General features: G+C 70.3%; 10 protein-coding genes. 5 read left to right on the top strand and 5 right to left on the bottom strand.

Annotated elements, in window-relative coordinates; all coding sequences use genetic code 11:
* Window positions 1–573, bottom strand: a complete 573-nt coding sequence (locus AAHG09_RS15300; RefSeq protein ID WP_342108247.1) for a TetR/AcrR family transcriptional regulator — start codon at window positions 571–573, stop codon at window positions 1–3.
* A gap of 54 nt (window positions 574–627) precedes the next feature.
* Here AAHG09_RS15300 and AAHG09_RS15305 point away from each other — a divergent pair, with 54 nt between their 5' ends.
* Together AAHG09_RS15305 and AAHG09_RS15310 are read left to right on the top strand one after the other, a co-directional pair.
* Window positions 628–1,077: a monooxygenase family protein gene (locus AAHG09_RS15305; protein ID WP_342108249.1), complete on the top strand. Its 450-nt coding sequence runs from the start codon at window positions 628–630 to the stop codon at window positions 1,075–1,077.
* A gap of 91 nt (window positions 1,078–1,168) precedes the next feature.
* Window positions 1,169–2,677 carry a malonate--CoA ligase gene (locus AAHG09_RS15310; RefSeq protein WP_342108251.1) on the top strand — a complete coding sequence of 503 codons (1,509 nt, stop codon included), beginning with the start codon at window positions 1,169–1,171 and terminating at the stop codon, window positions 2,675–2,677.
* Between the two features lie 168 nt (window positions 2,678–2,845).
* On the opposite strand, the gene AAHG09_RS15315 is transcribed toward AAHG09_RS15310, so the two are convergent.
* From AAHG09_RS15315 to AAHG09_RS15330, 4 genes are all read right to left on the bottom strand, one after another.
* Window positions 2,846–3,664 carry a hypothetical protein gene (locus tag AAHG09_RS15315; protein ID WP_342108254.1) on the bottom strand — a complete coding sequence of 273 codons (819 nt, stop codon included), beginning with the start codon at window positions 3,662–3,664 and terminating at the stop codon, window positions 2,846–2,848.
* Between the two features lie 108 nt (window positions 3,665–3,772).
* The gene (locus AAHG09_RS15320) at window positions 3,773–4,144 is read right to left on the bottom strand and encodes a DUF3618 domain-containing protein (RefSeq protein WP_342108255.1); all 372 of its coding nucleotides are present in this window, start codon (window positions 4,142–4,144) and stop codon (window positions 3,773–3,775) included.
* Window positions 4,145–4,149: 5 nt separating this feature from the next.
* The gene (locus AAHG09_RS15325) at window positions 4,150–4,596 is read right to left on the bottom strand and encodes a phage holin family protein (protein WP_342108256.1); all 447 of its coding nucleotides are present in this window, start codon (window positions 4,594–4,596) and stop codon (window positions 4,150–4,152) included.
* Window positions 4,597–4,600: 4 nt separating this feature from the next.
* Window positions 4,601–5,134: a hypothetical protein gene (locus AAHG09_RS15330; RefSeq protein WP_342108257.1), complete on the bottom strand. Its 534-nt coding sequence runs from the start codon at window positions 5,132–5,134 to the stop codon at window positions 4,601–4,603.
* Window positions 5,135–5,632: 498 nt separating this feature from the next.
* Here AAHG09_RS15330 and AAHG09_RS15335 point away from each other — a divergent pair, with 498 nt between their 5' ends.
* The 3 genes from AAHG09_RS15335 to treZ all read left to right on the top strand — a co-directional run bounded on the left by AAHG09_RS15335 (window position 5,633) and on the right by treZ (window position 12,295).
* On the top strand, window positions 5,633–7,057 hold the full coding sequence (locus AAHG09_RS15335) for an alpha,alpha-trehalose-phosphate synthase (UDP-forming) (RefSeq protein ID WP_342108259.1): 1,425 nt from the start codon (window positions 5,633–5,635) through the stop codon (window positions 7,055–7,057).
* A gap of 123 nt (window positions 7,058–7,180) precedes the next feature.
* Window positions 7,181–9,301 (top strand): glycogen debranching protein GlgX, encoded by a 2,121-nt coding sequence (gene glgX / locus AAHG09_RS15340; protein WP_342108261.1) that lies wholly within the window; start codon window positions 7,181–7,183, stop codon window positions 9,299–9,301.
* A 1,188-nt stretch (window positions 9,302–10,489) separates the two neighbouring features.
* Window positions 10,490–12,295, top strand: coding sequence for a malto-oligosyltrehalose trehalohydrolase (gene treZ / locus AAHG09_RS15345; protein ID WP_342108262.1), 1,806 nt, complete (start codon window positions 10,490–10,492; stop codon window positions 12,293–12,295).
* Window positions 12,296–12,297: the final 2 nt, after the last annotated feature.

A 12,297-nucleotide genomic window follows, 5' to 3' on the forward strand; every position in this document is an offset into this window, starting at 1 on the left:
TCAGTCACCCGCCGCCAGCCGGGCGAAGGCCAGGGTGATCCGCTGGGCCGTGTCCTGCGCGGCCTCGCCCTCCAGGGGCACCCGGCGGTCGAGGATCAGTGCGGCGAGACCGTGCACCAGGGACCAAGCGGCGAGGGTCAGATCCGCGGCCGCCATTCCCGAGCCCGCCAGGGCGGCCGCCCGCCGCTCCAGGATCGCGTAGGCCCGGGACCTGTCCGATGCGCAGCCCGGCCCCATGAACATGAGCCGGAACAGGGCCGGGTGCCGGCAGGCGAAGGTCACGTAGGCCGCCCCCTGTGCGGCCAGGGCTTCGGCGCCCTCCGCGGAGGCGTCGGCCGCCTCCAGGGTCACTGCGAGCGCCTCGAAGCCGCTGGCCGCCACCGCCTCCAGAAGCTCCTCCTTGCCGGCGAAGTGGCGGTAGGGCGCCATCGCGGAGACGCCGCAGGCCCGCGCCACCGCGCGCAGGGAGAGGGCCGCCGCGCCGCCGGCCTCCAGCTGCTCCAGGGCCGCCGCCACGAGGGCCGCCCGCAGGTCGCCGTGGTGGTAGCTCTTCTCCGCCTCCGATGTTGACACCGTACACAACCCGTCGCATGTTTACGCTGCATACAAAGCGTAGGAGACGGCGTCATGCAAGCTGCCCCCGTCCGCCGATCCGTGGATCTCTCCGCCTATCCCGACCTCGTGGTGGTCTATCTCGGTTTCCGGGTCACCCGCTGGCGCGGCCTGCTGGCGCTGGTGGGTCTCGGACGCGGCATCAGTGCGGCGGTCCGGTCGCGGCCGGACGGGCTGCTGGCGCATGAAAACCTGTTCTTCGGGCTGAGCCATGTCGGCATGCGCCAGTACTGGCGCGATCTGGAGAGCCTGGAGCGCTTCACCCGCTCCGAGCCGCACCGCACGTGGTGGCGGGCGTTCTCCCGGGATTCCAAGGGCTCCGGCTTCTGGCACGAGGCCTATGGCCGGGGCGGCATGGAGGCGATCTATGTCGGCATGCCGGCGCCCACCGGCCTCGGCCTGTTCGCCCCCGAACGGGCACCGGAGGGGGCCTTCCTGTCATCGCGGCAGCGACTCGCCGCCTGAAAGGGCTCGCCGGGAGGCCCCTGAGGCGGCTATGGGTGCGGGAGACACGAAGGCCCGCAACAGCCCAAGCCGCCACAGCCCAAGCCGCCCGATGACCAACCATCTCTTCTCCCTGATCCGCGACGGCGTCCCCGATCCCGCCAAGACCGTGATCGAGACGCCGGAGGGCCGCCGCTACACGTACGCGGATCTGATCGCCCGCGCCGGCGCCTACGCGGCGGCCCTGCGGGCGGCGGGTGTCGCGCCCGGCGACCGGGTGGCCGTGCAGGTCGAGAAGAGCCCGGAGGTCATCTTCCTGTACCTCGGCGTGGTCCGGGCCGGCGGCGTGTTCCTGCCGCTCAACACCGCCTACACCCCCGCCGAGATCGGCTACTTCCTGGGCGACGCGGAACCCGCCGTCTTCGTCTGCGACCCGGGCCGGCGCGAGGCGCTGAGCGCGGCGGCCTCCGGTGTCCGCACGATCTGGACGCTGGATGCGGCGGGCGTCGGCAGCGCCGCCGAGGCCGCCGACCGCCAGGACGGCGATGTCGCCGACGTCCCCCGCGGGCCGGAGGATCTGGCGGCGATCCTCTACACCTCGGGCACGACCGGGCGCTCCAAGGGCGCCATGCTGACCCACGACAACCTCGCCTCGAACGCCCGGACGCTGGTCGATACCTGGCGCTTCACCGCCGACGACGTGCTGATCCACGCCCTGCCGGTGTTCCACACCCACGGGTTGTTCGTGGCCACCAACACGGTGCTGGCGAGCGGCGGCTCGATGCTGTTCCTGCCGCGGCTCGATCCCAAGCTGATCCTGAGCCTGATGCCCCGGGCCACCGTCCTGATGGGCGTGCCGACCTTCTACACACGCCTCCTCAAGGAGCCGGGCCTGACGCCGGAGGCGGCCAGGGGCATGCGCCTGTTCGTGTCGGGCTCGGCGCCGCTGCTCGCCGAGACCCACCGGGACTGGCAGGCCCGCACGGGCCACGCCATCCTCGAACGCTACGGCATGACCGAGACCAACATGAGCACCTCGAACCCCTATGACGGCGACCGGGTCGCCGGCACGGTCGGGTTCCCGCTGCCGGGCGTGTCCCTGCGGGTGGTCGAGCCGGAGGGCGGTGCGGCCCTCGGCCCCGATACGGTCGGGATGATTGAGGTGAAGGGCCCGAACGTATTCCAGGGCTACTGGCGCATGCCGGAGAAGACGGCGGCCGAGTTCCGGGCCGACGGCTTCTTCATCACGGGCGATCTCGGCAAGGTCGACCCGCGGGGCTACGTCCACATCGTCGGGCGCGGCAAGGACCTGATCATCTCAGGGGGCTTCAACGTCTACCCGAAGGAGGTCGAGACCGAGATCGACGCGCTGCCGGGCGTGGTCGAATCGGCGGTGATCGGCCTGAGCCATCCGGATTTCGGCGAGGCCGTGACGGCCGTGGTGGTGGGCGGCCCGGGCTGCCCGGACGAGGCGGGCGTGCAGGCCGCCCTGGAGGGCCGTCTCGCCAAGTTCAAATGCCCCAAGCGCGTCCTGTTCGCGGACGAGCTGCCGCGCAACACCATGGGCAAGGTGCAGAAGAACCTGCTCCGCGAGGCGCATGCGGGGTTGTATCGCGATTGATCCGGACGCTCGGTTCGGTCCGCCTGAACGAGCACGTTTCCAGTTCGTCTGAGTGAGCGAAGCAATCCAACGGCGCCACGGGTCTAGGTGTGGCCGCGGCCCTGGGTCACTTCGCTCTACTCGTGATGACGGTGCAGTTTCGACCCGCACCGTAGGCCTGAACCCGAATCAGAGCGTGTGCTCTTTCCGCTCGCCTTCCGGCGGCTTGTGCCCGTCCGGATCCACCACCTTGCGGGCGGCGGCGTTGAGATTGTCCGGATCAAGGGCGGATTCGACGAACTCGCGGCCGATACTGGTCACCTCGCGGGCGTAGCGCAGGCCCTGATCGCGCATCTCGTCGGCCCAGGGGCCGATGTTGCGGTCCTCCTGGCGGGTCCGCGGCAGCAGGGCGCCGAGCAGCAGGCCGGCGGCGACGCCCACCACGCCCACGAGGAGCGGGTTGTCGTCCACGAAACGCTCGACCGCGGTGCGGCCGCGATGCAGCCCGTCGATGCCCTGGCTGGTCAGGTCGTCGAGCGCCCGCATGTTGCGCCGGTGAAGCCCCTCCGCACGCCCCCGCACGTCGTCATAGGCCGCGGAGGCGCGGTCGCGGGCCTGATCGGCCGCGCCGCCCAGGCGGTTGCCGATATCGTCGGCGAAGCTGGAGACGGTCTGGCTGGCCTGACCGGCGAGGTCGGCGGCGCGGTCGCCCGCCGCGCGGACACCGTCCTTCACGGTGGAGGCCGGATCGGAGGCATGCGAAGCGCCCCCCGAGATCCCACCGGAGGAGAGCGGCGTGCCGCCATGTGGAAGCGGGTCGTGCAGGCCGCGGGGATCGGGCCGCAGGGTGAAGTCGCCCGCCGCCGTGCCGGGCGCGCCCGGATCGCCGAGGCCGGCCGGATCCGGGCGCAGGCCGGTACCGCCGGACCCGTGCGGCATGCCCGCCTCGGCGGCGATCTGCTCGGGGGTGCGGGAGGAGGTGGAGGGGGTGCCCGGCTTGTCGGTCATGGCGGTGTCCTCGGATGTCCGTCTCGGCTGCGCGGCCTCAGAAGGCAGCGCCGTTCCCTCCGGCCTGCCGGCCGGCTTGGTGCGTTCGCGTCCGGTTTGAGCAGGTCTTCAGATCTCGGTCTTGTCCAGCGGATCGTGTACCGGGCGGGCGGTGGGCAGATCGGGGTCGTAGGTACGCGCCGCGCCGGTGTTGAGGGTGGGCACGCGCGCAGCCGCGACCTCGGTGCGACGGCGCTGGGCATCCTTCGCCATCCGGTTGAACAGCAGGCCGACGCCGGCCGCGATCAGCAGGACCGGCACGGGGTTGCGGCGCACCGCCTCCAGGGCCGAATCGTAGGTCGTGTTCAGGGCCGGCACGCGCCGGGCATTGCCCAGCATCTCGTCCACCAAGTTCGGCACCGAGAGCCGCCCCTGGATGCGGTCGATCGTGTCGTCGAGCCGGGCGCGGCTCTCCTCGATCTCCTTCTCGAGGTCGTTCATCGAACTCATCCGGACACGCGCTCCGACAGGGCCTGGGCATCCTGGCGGACTTGGCGCGTAGTGCGCTTCGGAGCCAGGGTGGAGAGGGAGAGGACGCTGCGCGCCCACAGGGCCATGCCGAGGGCCAGCACCAGCAGCACGCCGCCGACGATCAGGGCCGAGAGCCACTCGGAGCCCACGATCGTGGCGAGCCATTTCACGAAGGCGCCGATCAGCACAAGCAGGGCGACCACGGCGAAGACCGCCGAGCCGACCATGCAGGCGAGGCCGACGATGAGCTGGCGGATATTGCCCGCCATCTCGGCGCGGAACAGCGCGATCTCCTTGCGGGCGAGCTCGTTGGTCTCGCGCAGCGCATCGCCGATCAGGCTCTGGATGCTCGAAGCACCGGTGGCACCGGCAGACGGGCCGGCAGATGGGCCCGCTTGGCGCGGATCAGTCCCCTGGGCCATGGCGTCAGGCCCGGAAGCTGTCGCGGGCGTCGCCATCCGGCGCCTCCGGCGGCAGGCTCGACGACTTGATGAACCGGGCGGCGATCAGGCCGGCCACGAAGGTGCCCACCGCAACCGCGACCGGGGCCCGGCGGGCGAGGGACTCGGCCTCGCTGTAGAAATCCCCGAGGCTGCGGCGCTCGATCGAGGAGCCGAGCTGCTCCAGACCATCGGCGGCGCTGTCGAAGAAGGCGCGCACGTTCGGCTTGTCGCCCAGATCACGGCCGGAATTGCGGATCGTCTGAGCGAGATCGTGGACCGACTGCGCGGCGTCGCCCTTGCGCTGCTCGACGTAGCTCTGCGCCTGGAGGCGCGCCGCATCGAGGAGGCCGCGTCCGCGCTCCGCCGCCACGTCGGCCAGACCCTCGACATCGCCCTGCAGGGCCCGCCACTGTGCGCGCTCGTCGGCGGCCGCATGGGAAGCGCCCTGCGGGGCCTCATGCGCGGCCCCGTGGAGCGCGTCCTTGAGCGTATCCTGGGGTAACTCGTTGCCGGCCATCTCGAAATTACTCCTCGCGCCGCGGGGTGGGTACCGCTCACGACGGCCGCGGCCCCCGCGATGGCTGAGTAACCGACTCAGCTGTGCCCGGTTCCGGTGCCGCATGCTGCGAACCCGATTCAGGTTCACCGGATCCCCCGAACGGTGCGACTCGGCGCAGCGGTCAGTTCCTGTTCAGCCAAGGTCTGTCAGAACCGCCACGCTTCGACAACGGCCATCGCTCGGCCCTCGCCGACTCGTGCACGCGGGGTCGGCTGGTGCGCCGCACGGTGCCGGGACGGAGTGGCCGCCCTGTCCCGGAACGGTACGGGAACGACTTGACCCGCGCCCGGCTTCACGCTTGGGTCGTGCCACCTTGGGTCGCCCCAACTCGGGTCGATCAAGACCAACAAAGGATCGCGCAGGGTTCCCGCGCGTTCTGACATATAGTTGATGTCCCGATGCAGGCGCGGCGAGATCCTCGACCCGACCCGCGCCCCTGATCCGGAGCCGACCCGCGTGGCACGCCTTGTGATCGTATCGAACCGCGTCGCCGTCCCGGAGGAGGGCGGCAAGGCGGTGGCGGCGGGCGGCCTCGCGGTCGCCGTGAAGGAGGCCTTCACCGCCTATGAGGGGCTGTGGTTCGGCTGGAGCGGCACCATCACCGAGGAGCCCTCCGAGGAGCCGACCCTGATCGACCGGGGCCGCGTCCAGTACGCGGTGGTCGATCTCTCGCCCCAGGACCACCTCGAATATTACGCCGGCTTCGCGAATCGAGCCCTGTGGCCGATCATGCATTACCGGCTCGGGCTCGGCGCCTTCTCGCGCTCGGATTATGCCGGCTACAGCCGGGTGAACCGCACCTTCGCCCGGGCGCTCGCCAAGCTGGTCGAGCCCGACGACATCATCTGGGTGCACGATTACCACCTGCTGCCGCTCGCCGCCGAGTTGCGCGGCCTGGGGCTCGACAACCCGATCGGCTATTTCCACCACATCCCCTGGCCGGCCGCCGACGTGTTCAACTCGCTGCCGGCGAGCACCGAATTGCTGCGCGCGATCGTGGATTACGACCTGATCGGCCTGCAGACCGAGGCGGATGTCCAGAACCTGCAGCGCAACCTCGTCGACACCCAGCGGGCGATCCCGCTCGGCGGCGGCTCGCTGATGGTTGATGGCCGCCGGACCCGGATCCGCGCCTTCCCGATCGGCATCGACGTGGCGGGCTTCAAGGAGGCGGCCGAGAAGGCCGGCGCCAACAAGGTCGTGCGCGAGACCATGGCGGGCCTGCGCACCCGCAAGCTGCTGATCGGCGTCGACCGGCTCGATTATTCCAAGGGCGTGCCTGAGCGGATGGAGGCGGTGGAGAGCTTCTTCGCCTCGAACCCCGACCAGCGCGGCAACGTCACCTACATCCAGATCACGCCGAAATCCCGCAGCGAGGTGCCGGAATACGAGCAGCTCGCCCGCGACGTGAACGAGAAGGTCGGCGAGATCAACGGCTCCCTCGGCGACCCGGCCTGGACGCCGATCCAGTACATCACCAAGGCCTATCCGCGGCCCGTGCTCGCCGGCCTCTACCGGGCGGCCCGGGTCGGCCTCGTGACGCCGATGCGCGACGGCATGAACCTCGTCGCCAAGGAATACGTGGTCGCGCAGTCCGAGGACGATCCGGGGGTGCTGGTCCTATCGAAATTCGCCGGCGCCGCCCGCCAGCTGCCCGAGGCGCTGCTGATCAACCCCTACGACAAGTTCGAGGTGGCGGAGGCGATCCGCGCGGCGCTCTACATGCCGAAGGCCGAGCGGCTGGCCCGCTGGAAGCCGATGGTCGAGCGCATGACCCGCGAGGATGTCGACTGGTGGGCGCGCAACTTCCTGGCGGAGCTCGAGAACTTCCGCACGATCGAGCGCGAGCCGCCCACCAAGACCGCCGCCGCGGCCGAATAACGTCATGGTTTCAAAAGGTCGGGACCTTTTGCGGGTGCAGGGCAGAGCCCTGCTGTCGGGCGGCGCCCGAATGTCGGGCTTCGCCCTGACGACCCACCAAAGGGCACGGCCCTTTGGAAACCCATGATCGCCGTCGATGACGGGGTGCCGGCGCCGCTCGGCGCGCATTTCGACGGGCGGGGGGTCAACTTCGCCCTGTTCTCCGAGCACGCGACGGCGGTCGATATCTGCCTGTTCGAGCCCGGGGAGCGGCACGAGACCCGCACGGTGCGGCTGCCCTGCCGGACCGACGACGTCTGGCACGGCTACCTGCGCGGCGTCCTGCCGGGCCAGCTCTACGGCTACCGGGTGCACGGCCCCTGGGATCCGGCGAACGGCCACCGGTTCAATCCCTCGAAGCTGGTGCTCGACCCCTACGCCCGGGAGATCCGCGGGAAGATCCGCTGGCACGACGCGCTCTACGGGCACCGTCGCGGTGGGCGCGAGGACCGGATCGACCGACGCGACAGCGCGGTCTACATGCCGCGCTGCGTGGTCACGGCCCCCGAGGTGCCCGACCTCGCCCTCGATCCGGTGCGCCGGCCGCTCGCCGACACGGTGGTGTACGAGGCGCATGTCAAGGCGCTGACCCGCACCCATCCCGCGATCCCCGAACCCGAGCGCGGCACCTACGCGGCCCTCGCCCATCCGGCGATCATCGAGCACCTCGTCAAGCTCGGCGTCACGGCGCTCGAACTCCTGCCGATCCAGGGCTTCGTCGATGACCGCTTCCTGGTGGACAAGGGCCTCGTCAATTTCTGGGGCTATCAGCCCCTGAGCTACTTCGCCCCGGATCCGCGCTACCTGGGGGAGGGCGGCCTCGGCAGCCTGAAGGCGGCGATCCGGGAGCTCAACGCCGCCGGGATCGAGACCTGGCTCGACGTGGTCTACAACCACACCGCGGAGGGCGACCATACCGGCCCGACGCTGGCGTTCCGCGGCATCGACAACGCCAGCTACTACAAGCTCGACCCCGCCGACCGGCGCCGCACCATCGACTGCACCGGCTGCGGCAACACCTTCGACGTGAGCCACCCGCGGGTGATGCAGCTGGTGCTGGATTCCCTGCGCCACTGGGTGACCGCCTACGGGATCGCGGGCTTCCGGTTCGACCTCGCGTCGAGCCTCGGGCGCGCGCCCCTCGCCTTCACCCCGCAGGCGGCCTTCTTCCAGGCGGTGGCGCAGGATCCGGTCCTCGCCCGGGTCAAGATGGTGGCCGAGCCCTGGGATATCGGGGAGGGGGGCTATCAGCTCGGCGGCTATCCGCGCGGCTGGAGCGAGTGGAACGACCAGTTCCGCGACGCCACGCGCGGCTTCTGGAAGGGCGATTCCGGAACCCTCGCCAAGGTCACGCAGGGGCTGACCGGCTCCCGGGAGGTGTTCGCGCCCTCCCGGCGCTCGCCCCTCGCGAGCGTCAACTTCATCGCGAGCCACGACGGCTTCACGCTCGCCGACACGGTGGCGTACGAGGCGAAGCACAACGCGGCCAACGGCGAGGACAACCGCGACGGCCACGGCCACAACGTCAGCCGGAATTACGGCGTCGAGGGCGATACCGACGATCCGGCCATCCTGGCGGTCCGGGCCCGGCAGAAGCGCAACATGCTGGCCACCGTGATGCTGGCCCAGGGCGTGCCGATGCTGCTGATGGGCGACGAGCGCTCCCGCAGCCAGGGCGGCAACAACAACGCCTACGCCCAGGACAACCCGACGAGCTGGATGGACTGGAGCGTCGATCCGGACCCCGCGCTGACGGGCTTCGTCGCCAACCTGCTGGCCCTGCGGCAGGCTCAGCCGGCCCTGCGGCGGCGGCGCTTCTTCACCGGCGCCCTGATCGATCCGGACCAGCCCCTGCGCGACGTCCACTGGCTGGCGCCCGAGGGCACCGAGATGGGCGACCGGCACTGGTCCGACGACGGGCTCCAGGCGTTCGGGATGCAGATCGGCAATGACGGCGGCCCGGGCGACCGCCTGCTGATGCTGTTCAACGCCGGGGAGGGGGCTCTGACCTTCCACCTCGCCCCGGCGATCGGCGGCCCGTGGCGGCCGGTCTTCGACACGGGCGAGGCGGAGGGGGTGCTGCTACCGGATGCCGCGACCTACGAAGCCGGTGCCGCGGTGCCGTTGCCGGGGCGGGCGGTTCTGGTGCTCACTGCCCCGAAGGCGGAGGCCGGGAGTCGGGGTGGCTGGGTGCCGGGGGCGTAGCGGTCAGCGCTCGTTTGTGGTCGTGCATCGGTCACGCCGCGAGGCGTGAAGGTTCCGGCTTTAGGGCAGCCATGACCATGGATCGACCGCGGAGAGATCAGGTGACGCGAGAAGCACCCAATCCGGTTGCACCCTCGGCGGCTGATGCGGAATTCGTAAAGGTCTTTCGCAGCCTGCGGGGCTCGGTGGATCCAGAGCTCAACCTCGATTTCCGGCGTGGGGACGGCGATGAGCGTTCTGGTCCGGGACGGCAAACAGCTTCGAAGCTCGTTCAGGAATAAGGGTGCCAGCTCGGTCCGAGGCTCCGCACATGGTGGGCTCTGGATTTACATATCGAGCGTGGCGGTTGCAGCGACAGAACAAGGCGCTGGTCCCCTCTGACGCTCGGGCTAACGGATTCACACTTCTCTTCCGGACGCCAAGGGCCTGAGAAACAAGCGCGTTTCCCCTCCCCCTTGCGGGGAGGGGGCAGGGGTGGGGGTGGCGCAGAAGGCACCGCGCCGCCCGATCCTGAACCACCCCCACCTCCAACTCCTCCCCGCAAGGGGGAGGAGAGCGCCCCGGCCCGCGAAGTTTAATATCGTAGCCCGAGCGGGAGAGGGACATAGTGAGGGATGAGAACTGTCCGAAAGAAGCACGACCCGAAAGCGCTTCGCTGGCGTGCTCAATCCTGAGACTTGTCGACCCTCACCCCAACCCTCTCCCGCACGGGCTTGCGGAGTCACACATCGCGAGCGGCGACACGGCTGCAGGACGAAGCGCAGGTCCCCTCTCCCGTGCGGGAGAGGGACAGGGTGAGGGATCAGGTCCTTCCGGACGAGGCGCGCAGTGACCGCGCGTCGAGGGCGTGCCTCCTCCTGAAAGTTCTCATCCCTCACCCCAGCCCTCTCCCGCACGGGAGAGGGGGTGCGTCGCGCTCGGCCGCCGGCGTCGGTGTCCGAGCGAGATGTGTGCATCCGGTAGCCCGCACGGGAGAGGGGCAGGTTGCGCCTCGACCGTGCCGATGTGCGAACGTCGTAGCCCCTCGGCGCGGGGGAAATACGGACGCTGCGTCCCCCCATTGCCACACACCCACTGCGCCATAGCTGCGCTGCGGGAACCGGATCGACCCCGGGGCCTTCTCCCACGACGGATGATCTGCAGCGCTTGCGCCCTTGGCGCGCGGCCAATGACGAGGAATGTGGCCCGATGCGGCGCGCCCACAGCATGGATTTCGGGGCCGAGATGGTCGGGGGCGGCGTCCGCTTCGCCCTCTGGGCGCCCACCGCGCAGAGCGTCGACCTCGTCGTCGACGGTATCGATCACCCGCTGCCCGAATCCGGCGGCGGCTGGCGGCGCACCGCCCTGCCCGGGGTGAAGCCCGGCGCCCGCTACGGCTTCCGCATCGACGGCGACCTGATCGCCCCCGATCCCGCCTCGCGCTTCCAGCCGGAGGACGTGTCGGGCCTCAGCGAGGTGATCGACCCGCGCGGCTTCGAATGGTCCGACGAGGCCTGGACCGGGCGGCCGTTCGAGGAGGCGGTGATCTACGAGTGCCATGTCGGCACCGCGACGCCGGAGGGCACCTATGCCGGCCTTCAGGCCCGGCTGCCCGACCTCAAGGCGCTCGGCGTCACCGCCATCGAGCTGCTGCCGCTCGCCGACTTCAAGGGCTCGCGCAACTGGGGCTACGACGGCGTGCTGCCGTACGCCCCCGATGGCGCCTATGGTCGCCCGGACGACCTCAAGCGCCTGATCGATGCCGCCCACGGGCTCGGCCTGATGGTCTACCTCGACGCGGTCTACAACCACTTCGGCCCGGCCGGAAACTACCTCCACGCCTACGCCAAGACCTTCTTCACCGAGCGCCACCAGACCCCCTGGGGCGCCGGCATCAACTTCGACGGCAAGGAGAGCGGCGCCACGGTGCGCCAGTACTTCATCCAGAACGCCCTGTACTGGCTGGAGGAATATCATTTCGACGGCCTGCGCTTCGACGCCGTCCACGCGATCCTCGACGATTCGCCCCGCCACTTCCTGGCCGAGCTCGGCGAGACGATCCGGAAGTTTTTTCCGGACCGCCAGATCCACCTGATGCTGGAGAACGAGGCCAACCAGGCCCGCTGGCTGGAGCGCGACGCCGCCGGGCGCCCGAAGATGCACGACGCCCAGTGGGCCGACGACCTGCACCATTGCTGGCACGTCCTGCTCACCGGCGAGGATGCCGGCTATTATAAAAGCTTTGCCGACAAACCCGTCGCGCACCTCGCCCGCTGCCTCGCGGAGGGGTTCGCCTATCAGGGCGAGCCGTTCTCGACCCTCGACAACCATCCCCGCGGCGAGCCCTCCGGGCACCTGCCGCCCTCTTCCTTCGTGACCTTCCTCCAGAACCACGATCAGGTCGGCAACCGGGCGCTCGGCGAGCGGCTCAACCATCTGGCCGACCCGAGGAAGCTCGACCTCGCCCGGGCCGGGCTCCTGCTGGCACCGCAGATCCCGATGCTCTGGATGGGCGAGGAATGGTCGGCCTCGGCGCCGTTCCTGTTCTTCGTCGACTTCGCGCCGGACGAGGAGCTGAACAAGGCGGTGCGCGACGGCCGCCGCCGGGAATTCAAGAGCTTTGCCGCCTTCGCGGACGACACCGGGAAGATCCCCGATCCCACGGAGCGCGAGACTTTCGAGGCCTCGAAGCTCGACTGGTCCGAGCGGGAGCGTTCGCCCCACCGCGAGGTGCTGGCCGAGACGACCCGGCTCCTCGGCCTGCGCCGCGACGTGGTCGTGCCCCTGGCGAAGTCGGGCTACGCGGGCGCCGCCGCCACGCTGCCGCGGGCGGATGTGGTCGATTGCACGTGGCGCTTCGGCGCCGGCACCCTGCGCTTCGTCGCCAATGTCGGGACCGAGCCCTTCGCGCTGGATCCGGGCGGCGCCAAGCTGGTCTGGACCAATGCCCCGGACGGGGCCGGACGCGATCTTCCCTCCTGGACCGGCGTGTTCCTGACGGAGTCCCGCTCGTGAGC

Source organism: Methylobacterium guangdongense (assembly GCF_038442355.1).
Taxonomy (GTDB): domain Bacteria; phylum Pseudomonadota; class Alphaproteobacteria; order Rhizobiales; family Beijerinckiaceae; genus Methylobacterium; species Methylobacterium guangdongense.